This window comes from Alsobacter sp., assembly GCF_059501845.1.
On the sequence record NZ_JCACDK010000008.1, the window covers coordinates 29,430 to 44,910 of the forward strand.

Here is a 15,481-nt window from a genome sequence, read left to right on the forward strand (position 1 = left end):
CGCGAGGCGCGGATCTCTTGACCGTTCGGGCCAGTCACTTGGCAGTTCGGGACTGCTTCCGTGATCGGCGCTGGCTGTGTCCGGACAGCCACGCCCGAGCTAGCCGTGGAGTGGATCGGCGTTATCGGCTTCCGTCTCGGGGGCAGCAATTGCCGCGCTGCCGGCACGCTTCTCGGCCATGCGGCGCCACATGCTGGGGCTCATGCCGGACCAGCGCCTGAAAGCCCGCGTGAAGGCGCTGGCATCGGAATAGCCCAGCAGCACCGCGATCTCGGCGAGCGGCACATCCGTCGTCTGCATCATCTGGCGTGCGCGGTCGAAGCGGGCCCGGTCATGGACCTCGCGGTAGCTCGTCTCCTCCTCGGCGAGGCGCCGGGCGAGCGTACGTCGATGGACGCCGAGCATGGTGGCGGCACGCTCGACGGAGAATCGCTGGCCGAGCATGGGCTTCACCAGCCGCTCGACCTCGTCAGTCAGACCCGCATCGGCCTCCATGCAGCCGTCGAGGACGCGCTTGGCGAGAATGCGCCCGAGCACTGGATCGGCTCCGGGAACCGGCTTGGTCAGCAGGTCGACAGGGAAGGTGATGGCCGACTGCTCGGAATCGAATTCCGGTGTGACCCGGAAGAATGCCTGCCACGGCTTCGGGTTGGTGGGGCGCCGCCGTTGCAGCAGCACCTGAGCGGGATTCCATGCAGGGTTGCACAGCTGGCGCATCAGGAGGGTGGCGATGCCGATGGCGCAGTCGTGGATCTGGTCGGCGGCCTGCACCTCGGGATCGATGAGCACATAGCCGAGCTGGGCGAAGCCGTCCTTCAGCTGCAACGTCGTCACGGCGGCCCGGTGATCGGAGAGCAGCCCATCCGTCAGAAGCCGGAGCGCGCTTTGCACGTCAGCCTGGTGCCGGCAGGCGAGGCCGAGCAGGCCGAGGCCGGCGGAGCCGGACGCCTTTGCCGCGAGCAGGCCGAAGTGCTGGCAGCCGGTGGCGGCGATGCAATGCGACAGCAAGGCCCCGCCGGTCTGGATCGGGATCAGAGATTCCGGATCGGAGACGACGGCGGGGTCGAGGCCCACACCACGGACGATGCGTTCGGCATCGAGGCCGAATTCGTTCAGCAGGCCGGGCACGCCGAACAGCGGTCCGCTTCGAATCATTTGCGTGCTTGTCATGGGCCTGTGACCGGCACTGAATTTTCCAGTTACCTTATCTATAATGGCTAAGTCTGCTCAACTTTGCTTGCCTTTTCACGACAGGGGTCGATTCGCGTGCAGGATCCCGGCAACGCCTTGCAGAGGCTCGGTCCCATCGCCGAGCTCCCGGCCGTCCTCGGCAACTTCGGGGTCTCCGTCGAGGAGGTCATCAAGGGGACGGGAGTCGCCAGGGCGGACCTCGTTTCCGAGAGCCGCGTGCCCATGCGGGTCGCCGGTGCCATTCTCGACAGGGCGGCCGCTCTCACGGGACGGCCGGAGATCGGGCTGATCCTGGGGTCGCGCTGTGATCACCGCGCGCTGGGCTCAATCGGCGAGCTCATGGCGAGTGCGCCGACGCTGCGAGATGCCGTCGAAGACTATATCGGGCTGCAGATGGGGTATTCGCGAGCGGCGTCCGTCTCGCTGCAGCGCTTCGGTGGCGACTACGCCATTGCCTACGGCCTGTATCACGGGTTCTCGCAGGGCGTCCGGCAGGTCTACGATATCGCCATAGCAATGGCCTGCATGATCACGAGGAGCCTGACGGGCGGCCGGGCGAGGGTCGCAAAGGTCCTGCTGAGCACCCGGGAGCCGGCCGATCCTTCGCCCTATGTTCAGGTGATGGGCGTGCTGCCCTTGTTCGACCAGGAGCAGTCCTGCGTCGTCGTCCGTGAACACGACATGGCCCTGCCACTGCCCGGTGCCGATCCGGCGGCGCGGCGATTTCAGCTGGACCGGATCGTGTCGGCGCTGGGGACGGAACTGGCCGACCCCGTGGCCCGTGTGCGCCATGCTCTGCGGCCGCGTCTCCTGGTGGGGGAGGGCGGGCTCTCGGCGATTGCCCGACAACTCGGCCAGCATCCCCGCACGCTCGAACGCAACCTTGCCCGTGCCGGAACCACCTTCGGGTTGCTGAGAGACGAGGTGCGCTCCGCCATTGCCCGGGAGTTGCTGAGCCAGACGGACCTGCCGGTCGGGCGAGTGGGGGAGGCGCTGTCCTACGGGACGCACAGCGCCTTCGTGCATGCCTTCAACCGCTGGACCGGGATGTCGCCATCCCGCTGGCGCGAGGTGGCGCCGGAAGCCCGGGTGGCAATCAAAGGGTCTGGATAACTTAACCTCCTCCGTGGCAAGAAGTACGGCGCATGGCGCCGGCGGCAGGCAGGCAACGAGAGAGACGCGACATGACACACGGTGCACGGACATTCCTGGCCGCGGCCACGCTTGCGGCCGCCTGTTCGGCCGCCTGGGCCGACGACGCACCCACGATGCTGCTGGCCGACCAGATCCGCGGTCAGGGCTATGCGTGCAAGACCCCGAATTCGGCGACCCGCGACGCGGCGGCGTCGAAGCCCGACGAGGCGGTGTGGATCCTCAAATGCGACGGCGTCACCTATCGCGTGCGCCTCATCCCTGACATGGCGGCCAAGGTCGAGAAGCAGCCCTGATCGAAAAGGTCTTCTAGGCGGGGACGGGCGGATTGCGTGCCGTTGTGACAGCAACGATCGCCCCGGCCAGGGCTACGGCAGCATAGCCAAGCGCGATGTCGCGCAGCTCCATGTTGGCCGCGACGGCGAAGGCCACGATGCCGGGGAAGGCCGCCCCGGCGTAGGACACCACGTAGAGCGTCGAGAGCAGCCCGGCCCGTTCGTGCGGCGCCGCCATCGCGAGAAGAGCCCGCAAGGCGCCCGTCGAAGCGATGCCCTGGGCGAGGCCGATGACGAGGCTCGCGGCCACGAACGGCCAGATGGCCCCGGCCTCGAGCGACCACACCAGCCCTGCCAGCCCCGCAAGGAAGAGCGCCATGCCTGTCCGCACGCCGGTCGCCGGGCTCATCCTTGCTGCGATGGGCCCGCCAAACGGCGTCAGCACCAGCATCGCGGCAAAGACCGCGGCCGCGACCAGCGCGTTGCCCGTGCCGAGATAGGACTTCACCACAGCCGGCCCGTAAGCCTGGTAGAAGCCGCCCATCGACCATGTGGCGACCGCGGCGGCGCCGGCCGTCAGGACGAGGCGGCCCGAGCCCCTGGGCACCTGCAGCTGCGGCTTCGTCGACCGGAGTACCCCGGGGCTGCGCGCGACCGTTTCCGGGCTCATGAGCACGAGGAGGAAGGACACCGCGAGCGCCACCATGACGACCAGGAAGATCAGCACCTTTGGTGCGGGCGCGTACTGCACCAGTGCTCCACAGGTGAGAGCGCCTGTGGCCACGCCCATCATCGGGCCGGTGCCGGTAATGGCGGCGGCCAGCCAGCCGGGACGGTCCCTCGACGTGTCGACGACGAAAGCGCCGAGTGCCGTCGAGGCGAGCCCGGACGACAGACCCTGCAGCAGTCGCGCGGTGAACAGCGGCACTGGGCCCTGAGCCGCGATCAGGATCGCGCAGGCCACAAGCCCGAGCCCGAGCGCCGCCAGCGCCACGGGGCGACGGCCGAGGTGGTTCGAAAGGCGGCCGAGCATCAGCAAGGACACCGCGGCGGCCACGAGGTAGCCGACCGTCACGATGCCGAGGTGACCCTTGGTGACGCCGTCCTCGGCCCGGTACGTGTTGTACAGCGGTATCGGTGACCCCGCCGCCGCGAAGACCGCAACGAAGGCGACCGCCACCGCGATGAACGAGGCGCGGCGGGACAGGCGGGGAAGCAGCAAGCGGCAGGGGTCCTTTCGGGTCGCTCCGTGCCTGCTTGGCTAACGCAGAGTCGCAGCCGCGAGAAGGGCGGCAACGGCAGGGCGGATGCGCGCAGGGGTGAGCGGCGGCCTTCCAAGCCAAACTTCAGAGCGGTTTGCGGTACATCAAGGCAAGCCGCGACCGACACGCGTCCGCTCTCATTGCGGGAGCATCTTCCATGATGAAGTCGACAGAAACCGGGCCCGGCGGCGCGCCACATCGCTACCTCGCCTTCGCCATGGCCGTTTCGACCTGCTTTGCCAGCGCAGCTTGTGGCACGTCCGCAGACCGCGCGGCTGTGATCGCAAGGGCGGCAGCGCAGATGGATCTCGCCAATGTGCCGGACAGCCAACTCTGCAGCGAACGCGTCCCGGCCACACCGATCATCCAGGCCGAACGGCAGGTGCGCGGGCTGGCTGATTGCGTTCAGTACCGCAAGGACAGTGAGGAAGACGCCAAGAGCAACATGGAGATGATCCTGGTCACGCGCGGTTTTGGCGCCCCCCTGTTGCTGTTCGCAATCGCGAAAAGCCGTCAAATCTCCTCGCGCGAATGCCCCTACATGGCCGTTCGGCCGTTCGGAACGACGACGAAGGACTGCCCCCGCTATGCCGCGACACAGGAACCCACGGTTCCCGGTTCAACTCCGGCGCGTTGACGCCTGCGCCCGCCGGGAAGTAGACAGTCGCTGCAGCGCCATCCTCGCCAGGGGAGCACCGGCGTAGCCGGACGGCCAGAGGCCGCACGTGGAAGGGTGGCCGAGTGGTTTAAGGCAGCGGTCTTGAAAACCGCCGTGGGCGCAAGTTCACCGTGGGTTCGAATCCCACCCCTTCCGCCAGTGGTCTGATCAGCAATCGTCACCAGCGAAAGATCTGTACGTTCTGCTCGTCCTGAATGCGTCAGCTCGACCGTCACGCGCCTGTGATCGGCGGATGGAGTCGGCTTCACAACAAAGATCCAATTCAGTGACCAGATCGGGCAATGGGAACCGGATCTTCGCGGAAGCGTAGATTTGCTCCCCGAGCCATCGGCACTCGGTCAGGAAGCCGACCAGGCGAGCCGGACAGGAGATCGCGTCATGAGTTTCGTGAACGGCTTGAAGAACGCGGTGGTAGTCTCCCTGGCGATGTGGATCGTGATCGTTGCGGTCGCGGTCCACTTCGGCAGCCCAGCCCTCCATCTCGGCCACCAGGCCATGCACCATGTGAAGCAGCTGACCAGCCGGGTCCTCTAGCAACCTGCTGGCGGGATCCTCTGCGAGCCTGCGCAGGCCTGCGGCTGGAACGAGGGAGCAAATTTCCGCCGGGTGAGGAAAACCTCGGGTTCGCCTGCGTCGTTTCGCGCCGGTTGGCCGCGGGCGGAGGCGGTGTCGCCGTGTGCCTGCGGCCGTTGCGCGGTCTTTCGCGGTCGGCTTTCGCGTGTTATGCGCCACCGCATGTCGCGGGGCGGCAAGCCGCCCGCCACGAGATGCGGTATCAACCGCGATCCCAACCGGAGCATGGTCCATGTCCGCTAGCCAGCGTGGCGCGAGCCACATGTCGAACAGCTTCTTCGCCGCGAGCCTCGCAGACCGCGATCCCGAGATCGCCGACGCCATCGCCAAGGAGCTCGGCCGGCAGCGCGACGAGATCGAGCTGATCGCTTCCGAGAACATCGTCTCCCGCGCCGTGCTGGAGGCGCAGGGCTCGGTGATGACCAACAAGTACGCCGAGGGTTATCCCGGCCGCCGCTACTATGGCGGGTGCCAGTTCGTCGACATCGCCGAGACGGTCGCCATCGAGCGCGCCAAGCGGCTGTTCGGCTGCGGCTTCGCCAACGTCCAGCCGAACTCCGGCTCCCAGGCCAACCAGGCCGTCTTCCTCGGCCTGATGAAGCCCGGCGACACCTTCATGGGCCTCGACCTCGCCGCCGGCGGGCACCTCACCCACGGCGCGCCGCCGAACATGTCGGGCAAGTGGTTCAAGGTGGTCAGCTACGGCGTGAAGCCGGAGGACCAGACGGTCGACATGGCGCAGGTCGAGCGCCTCGCCCACGAGCACAAGCCCAAGATCATCATCGCCGGCGGCTCGGGCTACGCCCGGCACTGGGATTTTGCGAAGTTCCGCGAGATCGCTGACGCGGTAGGAGCCTATTTCCTCGTCGACATGGCGCATTTCGCAGGCCTCGTGGCCGGCGGCGCGCATCCCTCGCCGTTCCCGCACGCCCATGTCGTCACGTCGACGACGCACAAGACGCTGCGCGGCCCGCGCGGCGGCATCATCCTCACGGACGACGAGGACATCGCCAAGAAGGTCAACTCGGCCGTCTTCCCCGGCCTGCAGGGCGGCCCGCTGATGCACGTCATCGCTGCCAAGGCCGTCGCCTTCGGTGAGGCGCTGACGCCGGAGTTCAAGCTCTACGCGCAGGCCGTCGTCGACAACGCCAAGGTACTGGCCGAGACGATCAGGGCGGCTGGCTACGCCATCGTCACCGGGGGCACCGACAACCACCTGATGCTGGTGGACCTCCGCCCGAAGACGCTGACCGGCAAAGCCGCCGAGGCGGCGCTGGGCCGCGCCCACATCACCTGCAACAAGAACGGCGTTCCCTTCGATACGGAGAAGCCGACCATCACGTCCGGCATTCGGCTGGGATCCCCCGCCGCCACGTCGCGCGGCTTCGGCGTCGCCGAGTTCAGGCGCGTCGGTGAGCTCATCGTCGAGACGCTGGACGGGCTGGCCAAGAATGGCGAGGCGGACAACGCCGCGGTCGAGTCGGCGGTGAAGGGCAAGGTGCACGACCTCACCCGGCGCTTCCCGATCTACAACTGACCTCAAGCCCGGCGAGGCCCGGAGGCCGAAGTGCGCTGTCCCTATTGCTCGTCGCTCGAGACGCAGGTGAAGGACTCGCGGCCGAGCGACGATCATTCCGCCATCCGGCGGCGGCGCGTCTGCCCGGACTGCGGAGGGCGCTTCACCACCTTCGAGCGCGTGCAGCTGCGCGAGCTGATGGTGGCCAAGCGCTCGGGCCGGCGGGTGCCGTTCGACCGCGACAAGCTGGTGCGCTCGGTGGAAATCGCGCTGCGCAAGCGGCCAGTCGAGCCGGAGCGGGTCGAGCGCATGATCAACGGAATCGTCCGGCAGCTGGAGAGCATGGGCGATGGTGAGGTGACGACGGCCACTATCGGCCAGCTGATCATGGATGCGCTGAAGAACCTCGACGACGTCGCCTATGTGCGGTTTGCCTCCGTCTACCGGAATTTCCGCGAGGCTCGGGACTTCGAGGAGCTGATCGGCCAGCTCGTCTCCGAGGAGCCGGACGATGGCGCCCCCGTCGCCAAGCGGCCAGGCAAGGCTCCGGCGCGGGAGCCGGGCTGACATGGCCTCCACCGGGCCGGGCGCAACCGCCGCCCCGGCCGATCCTCGCCTCGCACGCCAGCGAGCCATTGACGAACGCATGATGCGCCATGCGCTGGCACTGGGCCGGCGTGGTCTCGGCAACACCTGGCCGAACCCTGCCGTGGGCGCCGTCGTCTGGCGCATGGACGGCGATGTGCCGGTGATCGTCGGGCGCGGCTTCACCCAGCCGGGCGGCCGGCCGCATGCGGAGACGGTCGCGCTCGCCCAGGCAGGGGAGGCGGCCCGCGGCGCCAGCATCGCGGTGACGCTGGAGCCTTGCTCTCATCATGGCCACACGGCGCCCTGCTGCGACGCCATCGTCGCGGCCGGGATCGCCCGGGTCGTCTCGGCCATCGAGGATCCCGATCCGCGCGTCAACGGGCGCGGCCACATCAGGCTTCGCGCGGCCGGGGTCGACGTCGAGGTCGGCGTCATGGCGCGCGAGGCGAGAGCGGCCAATCTGGGCTTCGTGCGCCGCATCGTCGACAAGCGCCCGATGGTGACGCTGAAGTTGGCCTCGACCGCGGATGGATTTGCGGCTCCGCTCGATGGTCCGCGCCTGCTGATCACCGGAGAAGCCGCGAACCGGCGCGTGCACATGATGCGGGCCCAGCACGATGCCGTGCTCGTGGGCATCGGAACGGCGCTGGCCGACGATCCGCAGCTCACCTGCCGGCTGCCCGGCCTCGCCAGCCGCTCGCCGGTCCGTGTCGTTGCCGACGCCGCCCTGCGGCTGCCGCTCGACGGCGCGCTGGTGCGGACCGCCAGCGGGGTGCCCGTCTGGGTGATCGCGGCGCTCGATGCCCCTGCCGGTCGCGACACGTCGCTGGCAGAACGTGGCGTCTTGGTGGAGCGCGTCGCCCGCGGGCCCGATGGGCACTTGTCTCTACCCGATGTGCTGGCCGTTCTGGCACGGCGGGGCGTCACCCGGGTGTTCTGCGAGGGCGGACCCGCGCTCGCGGCGGGGCTTGCACGGGCCCGCCTCGTCGACGTCGTCGTGGCAATCACGGGCGAATCTCCCCTTGGTCGGCCCGGCCTGCCCGCGATCCCGCCCGAGCTGGCAGCCCTGACGGCCGATTCCCATCTGTTCGAGAGCGGCCCTGCCGTCCGGCTGGGTCCGGACACCCTGCAAAGCTGGACGAGGAGGCACTGATGTTCACGGGCATCGTCACGGATGTGGGCGTCATCGCCTCGGTCGCCGATCACCAGGGTTCGCTCCGCCGGATCCGCATCGACAGCGCCTACGATCCCGCGACGTACGAGATGGGCTGCTCCATCGCCTGCTCCGGGCCCTGCCTGACCGTCGTGGGCTTCGGTCCGCGCGAAGGCGGCGGCTCGTGGTTCGAGGTCGACGCCGCGGCGGAGACGCTGGCGCGCACCACCGTGGGCTCGTGGAAGGCTGGCACGCGGCTCAACCTGGAGCGGTCGCTCAAGATCGGCGACGAGCTCGGCGGGCATCTCGTCTCCGGCCATGTCGACGGCGTCGCCGAGATCGCGGCGCGGGACGACGTGACGGCGGCCGGCAGCGAGAACGATGCCTGGGGACCGACGGCCCGCTTCACGATGCGCATGCCCGCCAACGTGGCGCGTTTCGTCGCAGAGAAAGGCTCCGTGTCGCTCGACGGCACCTCCCTCACCGTCAACACGGTCGAGCGGGACCTCTTCACGGTGTTCCTGATCCCGCACACGCTGGCGGTGACAACCTGGGGCTCGGCCAGAGCCGGTGACAGGATCAACATAGAGGTCGACCAGATGGCCCGCTACGCCGCGCGGCTTGCGGAGGCGCGCGCGCAGGGATACTGACAGGCGCAAATCCCCGCACGTTTCGCGAGACCTTCATGGCCGGCCCCCGCCTTTCATCCGCCACGTCGGATGGTGTCCCGACCCACGGGCGCATCCTCATCGTCGAGGCGCGCTACTACGACGACATCACCAACGAGCTCCTCACCGGCGCGAAGCAGGTGCTGGAGACGGAGGGGACCGAGTTCGACGTCGTCACCGTTCCCGGAGCGCTGGAGATCCCGATCGCGGCCGCCATCCTCGTCGATGCGGCCGCGGGCACGGCGCGTCCCTATGACGGCATCGTCGCGCTCGGTTGCGTGATCCGCGGCGAGACCAGCCATTTCGATATCGTCGCCGGCGAGAGCGCCCGCGCGCTGATGGACCTCGGTGTCTCCCGCCTGCTGCCGGTCGGCAACGGCATCCTCACCGTCGAGAACGAGGTGCAGGCCTGGGCCCGTGCGCGCGTGAGCGAAGGCAACAAGGGCGGCGGCGCTGCCGAGGCGGCTCTGGCGCTGGTGCGCCTCAAGCGTCGCGCCCTGGCCGCGGCGAAGGCCTGAGCCATGGCACGCGGGGACAAGCGCTCGGTCGCCCGGCTCGCGGCCGTGCAGGCGCTCTACGACATGGAGATCTCCGGCAAGCCCGTTCAGCAGGCGGTGTCGGAGTTCGAGAGCCACTGGATGAACGTCCCGATCGACGACGTCGAGCTGAAGCCGGCGGAAGAGCCGTTCTTCCGCGACCTTGTCGCGGGGGTGGTGCAGGACCAGAGGCTCGTCGACCAGAAGGTGGACGCCGCCCTGGCTCGCGGCTGGCCGCTGAAGCGCGTCGAAGCCGTGCTGCGTGCCATTCTCCGCGCCGGAGCCTATGAGCTGATCCGCCGCCCCGACGTGCCGGTGCGGGTCGTGATCAACGAGTACGTGGACGTCGCGCGCGCCTTCTACGACGGTGAGGAGGCGGGCATGGTCAACGCCGTGCTCGACGCTATCGGCCGCGAGGAGCGGCCGGCCGAGCTCTCCCGCCGCCCTGGCTGACCGGGTTTCCCGATGACGCAGCCCAGGCCGGGGGAGGACGACCTCATCGCGCGCTACTTCCGGCCGCTGGCCGGGGAGGGCGGGCTTGCCCTGCTCGACGATGCCGGGCGCTTCCGGGTCCGCCCGGGCGAGGAGGTGGTCGTCACGACGGATGCCCTTGTCGGGGGGATGCACTTCTTCCCGGATGATCCGCCCGCCTCGATCGCCCGCAAGGCGTTGGGCGTGAACCTGTCGGATTTGGCGGCCAAAGGCGCCGATCCCCTGGGATTCGTGCTCTCTCTCGCGCTGCCCCCGGACTGGACCGCCGAGTGGCTGGAAGCCTTTGCGGAAGGTCTCGGCGCGGCCGCTGCGCAGGGCTACTGCCCGCTCATCGGGGGCGACACGGTTCGAACTCCGGGACCGCTGACCCTGTCCATCACGGCCTTCGGCTCGGTGCCGGAGGGCCGCATGGTGCCACGCACCGGGGCGCGCCCCGGCGATGTCATCGTCGTCAGCGGCAGCATCGGGGATGCCGCACTCGGCCTCGCCGCCAGGCTGGCGCCGGATGATGGCTGGGCGAACGCCCTGGCGGAAGAAGAGCTCGCCCATCTTCTCGACCGCTATTTGCATCCCCGCCCGCGCCTGGCGCTCGTTGCGGCCCTGCGCATCTTCGCCAGCGGCGCGATGGACGTCTCCGACGGACTTGCCGGCGACCTCGCGAAGATGATGCGGGCCAGCGGAACAGGCGCCTCGGTCGATCTCGACGCCGTTCCGCTGTCGACGGCCGTCCGGAGCGCTGCCGGCCTCGCTCCCAGCCTCCTGGACCGTGCGGTGACAGGCGGAGACGACTACGAGATCCTCGCGACGGTGTCTCCCGCCCAGCTTCTTGCCTTCCGAGCGGCTGCGAAGGCGGCAGGGGTGGAATTGACGCCGATCGGGGAGGTGCTCGACGCATCCCAAGGCATTGTCTATCGCCGCAATGGCGCGCCCATAACGTTTGAAAAGGGCTCGTTCAGCCACTTCTAGCGCCGCACGGACCCCTGGAAGGGGTTGTCCACGTGCTTCAGCTGCCACGCTTCAGCTTTTCGCGTATACCCGTCCAAAGTCCGTTTGCGTCGGGCCTGTAATTTTGGCACGACTGTGCCGCCCCAGAACAAGGGGGCGCGGCTCCCCGCCGTGCCGATAAGACCGGCCCAGCCGGGTCATCACAGGGACGAGACATGATCATCTGGTTGATTATCCTGGGAGGGCTGCTGTCGATCGCGTATGGCGTATGGGCCATCGCGGACGTGAACAGCCGGGACGCAGGCACGCAGCGCATGCAGGAGATCGCCGCGGCGATCCGCGAGGGCGCGCAGGCCTACCTCAAGCGGCAGTACACGACGATCGGCATCGTGGGGGTCGTCCTCTTCGTCGTCATCGCCCTGTTGCTCAGCCTGCCTGTCGCGATCGGCTTCGCCATCGGAGCCATCCTGTCGGGCGCAGCCGGCTTCATCGGCATGAACGTGTCGGTGCGGGCCAATGTGCGCACCGCCCAGGCAGCCTCGCAGTCGCTGGCTGCCGGCCTCGACGTCGCCTTCAAGGCGGGCGCGGTCACCGGCCTTCTGGTCGCGGGCCTCGCCCTGCTCGGCGTCGCCGTCTACTACTGGGTCCTCACCGGGCCGCTCGGCCATCCGCCGGCGAGCCGCGAGGTCATCGACGCGCTGGTCGCCCTCGGCTTCGGCGCCTCGCTGATCTCCATCTTCGCCCGTCTGGGCGGCGGCATCTTCACCAAGGGTGCCGACGTCGGCGCCGACCTCGTCGGCAAGGTCGAGGCTGGCATCCCCGAGGACGACCCGCGCAATCCCGCGACGATCGCCGACAACGTCGGCGACAACGTCGGCGACTGCGCCGGCATGGCGGCCGACCTGTTCGAGACCTACGCGGTGACGGTGGTCGCCACCATGGTGCTCGCGGCGATCTTCTTCGCCGGCCAGCCGATCCTGGCATCCGCGATGCTCTACCCGCTCGCCATCTGCGCGGTCTGCATCGTCACCTCGATCGTCGGCACCTTCTTCGTCAAGCTCGGCGCCAACAACTCGATCATGGGCGCCCTCTACAAGGGCCTCTGGGCGACCTCGATCCTGTCGGTCATCGGCCTCGCGCTGGCGACGGCGGGCACCGTCGGGTTCGGTGACCTCGGCGTCGTGAAGGCCATCGGCGGCGACATCACGGTCAATGGCACGCGGCTGTTCATCTGCGGCATCATCGGCCTGATCGTGACGGGCCTGATCGTCTGGATCACCGAGTACTACACCGCCACCGGCAAGCGCCCGGTCGTCTCGATCGCCCAGGCCTCCGTGACCGGCCACGGCACCAACGTCATCCAGGGCCTCGCGGTCTCGCTGGAATCGACGGCGCTGCCGGCCATCGTCATCATCGGCGGCATCATCTCGACGTTCCAGCTGGCGGGCCTCTACGGCACGGCCATCGCGGTGACCACCATGCTCGGCCTCGCCGGCATGATCGTGGCGCTCGATGCCTTCGGCCCGGTGACGGACAATGCCGGCGGCATCGCCGAGATGGCCGGACTTCCCAAGGAGGTCCGCCACTCGACCGACGCGCTCGACGCTGTCGGCAACACGACCAAGGCGGTCACCAAGGGCTACGCCATCGGCTCGGCCGGCCTCGGCGCGCTCGTGCTCTTCGCAGCGTACAGCTACGACCTGCAGTTCTTCGCCGCCCAGGCCAACGCCGAGGGATCGACGCTCTATCCCTACTTCAAGGGCATGGGCACGGTCTCCTTCGACCTCTCCAACCCCTATGTCGTCGCCGGCCTGATCTTCGGCGGCCTCATCCCCTACCTGTTCGGCGGCATCGCTATGACGGCCGTGGGACGTGCGGCGGGCTCCGTGGTGGAGGAAGTGCGCCGGCAGTTCCGCGACAATCCCGGCATCATGCAGGGCACCGCCAAGCCCGACTATGCGCGGGCCGTCGACATGCTGACGCGGGCGGCGATCAAGGAGATGATCATCCCCTCGATGCTGCCGGTGCTGGCGCCGATCGTCGTCTATTTCGGCGTGTACTGGATTTCCGGATCCAAGGCCTCGGCCTTCGCGGCTCTGGGTGCCTCGCTGCTCGGCGTGATCGTCAACGGCCTCTTCGTCGCCATCTCGATGACATCGGGCGGTGGCGCGTGGGACAACGCCAAGAAGTCCTTCGAAGACGGCTTCGTCGACCGCGAGGGCGTCCGCCACTTGAAGGGGTCCGAGGCCCACAAGGCGTCGGTGACGGGCGACACCGTCGGCGACCCCTACAAGGACACGGCGGGCCCCGCCGTGAACCCGGCGATCAAGATCACAAACATCGTCGCCCTGCTGCTGTTGGCCGTGCTCGCGCATATCGGCTGACGGACGACGGTAAGGTGCTGAACCGAAAACCCCGCCGCGAGCGACCGCGGCGGGGTTTTTCTTAAGGTGGTCAGTCTGTCGAGATTCTTCGCTTCGCCTGCGGGAAGAAGTGGCCTGAGGAGCTGACAGACCGAATGCCGGTGAGGGAAAAAGCCGGAAGTGGCGCCCTGAGGTGCCACACCCTCATCCGACGCACGCGCACCACTGTCTCCCGTTGGACGGGAGAAGGGGCTTACGCATCTGCAATGCAGAGGTTTTCAGTGCAGACGGTGGGGCTTGCCTGCGCTTCGCCTCCACCGGAAGAACCAGATCCCTTTACTGCGGCGGGCTGGCCGCCCCGGCGACGGCTCCCGCAGCGCCCAGAAGCTGGCGGACGAGGGTGAGTTCGGCGCCGGAGGTCGGGGTCGTGCGGCTGATGAAGTCGAACACCACGCCGTCCTGCAGGCCGTAGCTCGCGACGCGCTCGACCTTCATGTTCTTGTTGAAGACCACCACGAGAACCCGCTGATCCACGATGGTCGGCTTCATGAAGCGCAGGCGCTGCGTCGTCGTCTGGCTGATGTAGTACCAGGTCTGGTTGCCAACGGTGGAGACGGTGGAGGGCGTGCCCATCGTCTGCAGAACGGCCTGGGCGTCCTCGCCGGGCTTCAGCTGGCCGAGTGCCTTCTCGTCGGGGATGTAGCCGCGCAGCTGCGGCTCGGTGTTGCAGGCCGACACGATCAGCGCCAGCGCGGTCGCAGCCGCGATCCCTCCGAGGCGAACCAGATGGCCGGTCCCGGCGGCAGGGTGGCGTATCGGCATGAAGGCGTCTCCCTCGGGCGGTGCGGTGTCGCGGCCGCCGATTCCGCTTGCCCCGCAGGGCAGCGATGCCGTAACCCGCAGGCCTTCGAATTGCAAGGCGCGGGCTCCGGAGCCCGCCTTGGCGAAGGGCTGAGAACCCATGATCTTCGGGCTTTTCCGTGGCCGTGACCGAAACCTCGCCATCGTCGACGGGCTCTATGCTGCCGTTGCGGAGGCTTCGCGCAATCCGGTTCTCTACCGCGACCTTGGCGTCCCCGACACGATCGATGGCCGTTTCGACTGCCTGACCCTGCACGCCGTCCTCGTGATGCGGCGCCTGCGCGAGCTGCCGCCGCCCGCCGACGACCTTGCGCAGGACCTCGTCAACACGATCTTCCGCCAGTTCGATGCGGCTCTACGGGAATTGGGCGTGGGGGACATCACGGTGCCCAAGCGCATGAAGGACATGGCCGCGGCGTTTGCCGGCCGTGCCAAGGCCTATGAGGATGCCTTCGGGGACGATGCCGCGCTGCTCGCGGTGCTCCGCCGCAACGTCTATGATGGCGCGGCGGAGACGCCGGGCCAGGCCGAGCGGCTCCTGCGCTATGTGCGGGAGAGCGCCGCGGGGTTGGCCATTCAGAGCTTCGACGACTTCGTGGCCGCCAGACCCGCCTTCGCCACGCTTTCCACGGAAGGCCAGCCATGACCGAGCGCCCGTCCCAGGATCATCCCGCCCTGTCCCGTCTCGTCCGCGTGGACGACCTGCCCGCCGACGGGCTCGAGGTGATGGTCACCACTAGCGAGGACGAACGCAAGGCGCTTGCTGCACAACTCGACATCCCGTCGGTCGATGCCCTGACGGCCAGCTTTCTCGTGCGTCCCCGCAGCCGCGGCGCCGCCGTCACTGGAACGGTCAAGGCCACGGTTCACCAGACCTGCGTCGTGACCCTCGAGCCCATCGAGGTGCAGATCGACGAGCCGGTCGACGTGCGATTCTCGCGGGACATTCCGCAGTACCAGCCGGGCGAGAGCCACGAAGGCACGGCAGACCAGCCGGATCCCCCGGATCCCATCGTGAACGGCAGGATCGACCTCGGCGCGGTCACGGCCGAGTTCCTTGCCCTGGGCCTCGATCCCTATCCCAAGGCGCCGGGGACCGGGTTCTTCGACCACATCGAGGATACGACCGAGGAGTCTCCTTTTGCTGCCCTTGCGCGCCTGAGTGCCGACAAGAAGGAGTGACAGGCGCCGCAAAGCAGTTGCCTCCCTGCCGCGCTTCGCTATTGT

Annotated in this window: 17 protein-coding genes and 1 tRNA gene; 15 read left to right on the plus strand and 3 right to left on the minus strand. The window is 68.4% G+C overall.

Going from position 1 to position 15,481, the window contains the following annotated elements:
* Positions 1 to 99: 99 nt before the first annotated feature.
* Positions 100 to 1,155, minus strand: coding sequence for an AraC family transcriptional regulator (locus tag AC5JCN_RS06500; RefSeq protein WP_495754218.1), 1,056 nt, complete (start codon positions 1,153 to 1,155; stop codon positions 100 to 102).
* 111 nt (positions 1,156 to 1,266) lie between these two features.
* On the opposite strand from AC5JCN_RS06500, the gene AC5JCN_RS06505 reads away from it, so the two are divergent.
* Both AC5JCN_RS06505 and AC5JCN_RS06510 read left to right on the plus strand, forming a co-directional pair.
* A complete protein-coding gene (locus AC5JCN_RS06505; protein WP_495754219.1) occupies positions 1,267 to 2,304 on the plus strand; it encodes an AraC family transcriptional regulator in 1,038 nt (345 codons plus the stop codon).
* A 71-nt stretch (positions 2,305 to 2,375) separates the two neighbouring features.
* Entirely contained in the window at positions 2,376 to 2,639 is a 264-nt protein-coding gene (locus tag AC5JCN_RS06510; protein WP_495754220.1) for a hypothetical protein, read from the plus strand.
* Positions 2,640 to 2,652: 13 nt separating this feature from the next.
* On the opposite strand, the gene AC5JCN_RS06515 is transcribed toward AC5JCN_RS06510, so the two are convergent.
* On the minus strand, positions 2,653 to 3,840 hold the full coding sequence (locus AC5JCN_RS06515; protein ID WP_495754221.1) for an MFS transporter: 1,188 nt from the start codon (positions 3,838 to 3,840) through the stop codon (positions 2,653 to 2,655).
* Positions 3,841 to 4,181: 341 nt separating this feature from the next.
* Between AC5JCN_RS06515 and AC5JCN_RS06520 the strand changes: the two genes are divergently transcribed.
* The 11 genes from AC5JCN_RS06520 to AC5JCN_RS06570 all read left to right on the plus strand — a co-directional run bounded on the left by AC5JCN_RS06520 (position 4,182) and on the right by AC5JCN_RS06570 (position 13,414).
* The gene (locus tag AC5JCN_RS06520) at positions 4,182 to 4,517 is read left to right on the plus strand and encodes a hypothetical protein (RefSeq protein ID WP_495754222.1); all 336 of its coding nucleotides are present in this window, start codon (positions 4,182 to 4,184) and stop codon (positions 4,515 to 4,517) included.
* 90 nt (positions 4,518 to 4,607) lie between these two features.
* Positions 4,608 to 4,697: transfer RNA gene (locus AC5JCN_RS06525), tRNA-Ser, on the plus strand.
* 240 nt (positions 4,698 to 4,937) lie between these two features.
* Positions 4,938 to 5,093 (plus strand): hypothetical protein, encoded by a 156-nt coding sequence (locus tag AC5JCN_RS06530; RefSeq protein ID WP_495754223.1) that lies wholly within the window; start codon positions 4,938 to 4,940, stop codon positions 5,091 to 5,093.
* A 271-nt stretch (positions 5,094 to 5,364) separates the two neighbouring features.
* Positions 5,365 to 6,669 (plus strand): serine hydroxymethyltransferase, encoded by a 1,305-nt coding sequence (glyA, locus tag AC5JCN_RS06535; protein ID WP_495754224.1) that lies wholly within the window; start codon positions 5,365 to 5,367, stop codon positions 6,667 to 6,669.
* Positions 6,670 to 6,699: 30 nt separating this feature from the next.
* Positions 6,700 to 7,215, plus strand: coding sequence for a transcriptional regulator NrdR (gene nrdR / locus AC5JCN_RS06540; protein WP_495754225.1), 516 nt, complete (start codon positions 6,700 to 6,702; stop codon positions 7,213 to 7,215).
* A gap of 1 nt (position 7,216) precedes the next feature.
* Complete coding sequence (gene ribD, locus AC5JCN_RS06545; RefSeq protein ID WP_495754226.1) at positions 7,217 to 8,389, plus strand: bifunctional diaminohydroxyphosphoribosylaminopyrimidine deaminase/5-amino-6-(5-phosphoribosylamino)uracil reductase RibD; 1,173 nt, start codon at positions 7,217 to 7,219, stop codon at positions 8,387 to 8,389.
* Positions 8,389 to 9,039 (plus strand): riboflavin synthase, encoded by a 651-nt coding sequence (locus AC5JCN_RS06550; RefSeq protein WP_495754227.1) that lies wholly within the window; start codon positions 8,389 to 8,391, stop codon positions 9,037 to 9,039. The genes ribD and AC5JCN_RS06550 overlap by 1 nt, the downstream gene beginning before the upstream one ends.
* 35 nt (positions 9,040 to 9,074) lie before the next feature.
* Positions 9,075 to 9,575 (plus strand): 6,7-dimethyl-8-ribityllumazine synthase, encoded by a 501-nt coding sequence (gene ribH / locus AC5JCN_RS06555; protein WP_495754228.1) that lies wholly within the window; start codon positions 9,075 to 9,077, stop codon positions 9,573 to 9,575.
* A 3-nt stretch (positions 9,576 to 9,578) separates the two neighbouring features.
* Positions 9,579 to 10,046, plus strand: coding sequence for a transcription antitermination factor NusB (gene nusB, locus AC5JCN_RS06560; protein ID WP_495754229.1), 468 nt, complete (start codon positions 9,579 to 9,581; stop codon positions 10,044 to 10,046).
* 12 nt (positions 10,047 to 10,058) lie between these two features.
* On the plus strand, positions 10,059 to 11,051 hold the full coding sequence (thiL, locus tag AC5JCN_RS06565; RefSeq protein ID WP_495754230.1) for a thiamine-phosphate kinase: 993 nt from the start codon (positions 10,059 to 10,061) through the stop codon (positions 11,049 to 11,051).
* A gap of 194 nt (positions 11,052 to 11,245) precedes the next feature.
* Positions 11,246 to 13,414 (plus strand): sodium-translocating pyrophosphatase, encoded by a 2,169-nt coding sequence (locus AC5JCN_RS06570; protein WP_495754231.1) that lies wholly within the window; start codon positions 11,246 to 11,248, stop codon positions 13,412 to 13,414.
* Positions 13,415 to 13,729: 315 nt separating this feature from the next.
* On the opposite strand, the gene AC5JCN_RS06575 is transcribed toward AC5JCN_RS06570, so the two are convergent.
* Positions 13,730 to 14,356 (minus strand): outer membrane protein assembly factor BamE, encoded by a 627-nt coding sequence (locus AC5JCN_RS06575; RefSeq protein ID WP_495754232.1) that lies wholly within the window; start codon positions 14,354 to 14,356, stop codon positions 13,730 to 13,732.
* On the opposite strand from AC5JCN_RS06575, the gene AC5JCN_RS06580 reads away from it, so the two are divergent.
* Both AC5JCN_RS06580 and AC5JCN_RS06585 read left to right on the plus strand, forming a co-directional pair.
* Positions 14,355 to 14,900: a ubiquinol-cytochrome C chaperone family protein gene (locus AC5JCN_RS06580; RefSeq protein WP_495754233.1), complete on the plus strand. Its 546-nt coding sequence runs from the start codon at positions 14,355 to 14,357 to the stop codon at positions 14,898 to 14,900. The two genes, AC5JCN_RS06575 and AC5JCN_RS06580, sit on opposite strands and share 2 nt — an antisense overlap.
* Positions 14,897 to 15,436, plus strand: a complete 540-nt coding sequence (locus AC5JCN_RS06585; RefSeq protein ID WP_495754234.1) for a YceD family protein — start codon at positions 14,897 to 14,899, stop codon at positions 15,434 to 15,436. Before AC5JCN_RS06580 ends, AC5JCN_RS06585 begins: the two co-directional genes overlap by 4 nt.
* Positions 15,437 to 15,481: the final 45 nt, after the last annotated feature.

What these genes read in the sequence shown, in the direction of transcription:
- AC5JCN_RS06580 (WP_495754233.1), top strand. Translation starts at nt 14,355, where the DNA reads ATGATCTTCGGGCTTTTCCGTGGCCGTGACCGAAACCTCGCCATCGTC.
- ribH (WP_495754228.1), top strand. Translation starts at nt 9,075, where the DNA reads ATGGCCGGCCCCCGCCTTTCATCCGCCACGTCGGATGGTGTCCCGACC.
- glyA (WP_495754224.1), top strand. Translation starts at nt 5,365, where the DNA reads ATGTCCGCTAGCCAGCGTGGCGCGAGCCACATGTCGAACAGCTTCTTC.
- thiL (WP_495754230.1), top strand. Translation starts at nt 10,059, where the DNA reads ATGACGCAGCCCAGGCCGGGGGAGGACGACCTCATCGCGCGCTACTTC.
- AC5JCN_RS06570 (WP_495754231.1), top strand. Translation starts at nt 11,246, where the DNA reads ATGATCATCTGGTTGATTATCCTGGGAGGGCTGCTGTCGATCGCGTAT.
- nusB (WP_495754229.1), top strand. Translation starts at nt 9,579, where the DNA reads ATGGCACGCGGGGACAAGCGCTCGGTCGCCCGGCTCGCGGCCGTGCAG.
- AC5JCN_RS06510 (WP_495754220.1), top strand. Translation starts at nt 2,376, where the DNA reads ATGACACACGGTGCACGGACATTCCTGGCCGCGGCCACGCTTGCGGCC.
- AC5JCN_RS06500 (WP_495754218.1), bottom strand. Translation starts at nt 1,155, where the DNA reads ATGATTCGAAGCGGACCGCTGTTCGGCGTGCCCGGCCTGCTGAACGAA.
- AC5JCN_RS06530 (WP_495754223.1), top strand. Translation starts at nt 4,938, where the DNA reads ATGAGTTTCGTGAACGGCTTGAAGAACGCGGTGGTAGTCTCCCTGGCG.
- AC5JCN_RS06575 (WP_495754232.1), bottom strand. Translation starts at nt 14,356, where the DNA reads ATGGGTTCTCAGCCCTTCGCCAAGGCGGGCTCCGGAGCCCGCGCCTTG.
- AC5JCN_RS06585 (WP_495754234.1), top strand. Translation starts at nt 14,897, where the DNA reads ATGACCGAGCGCCCGTCCCAGGATCATCCCGCCCTGTCCCGTCTCGTC.
- AC5JCN_RS06520 (WP_495754222.1), top strand. Translation starts at nt 4,182, where the DNA reads ATGGATCTCGCCAATGTGCCGGACAGCCAACTCTGCAGCGAACGCGTC.
- AC5JCN_RS06550 (WP_495754227.1), top strand. Translation starts at nt 8,389, where the DNA reads ATGTTCACGGGCATCGTCACGGATGTGGGCGTCATCGCCTCGGTCGCC.
- ribD (WP_495754226.1), top strand. Translation starts at nt 7,217, where the DNA reads ATGGCCTCCACCGGGCCGGGCGCAACCGCCGCCCCGGCCGATCCTCGC.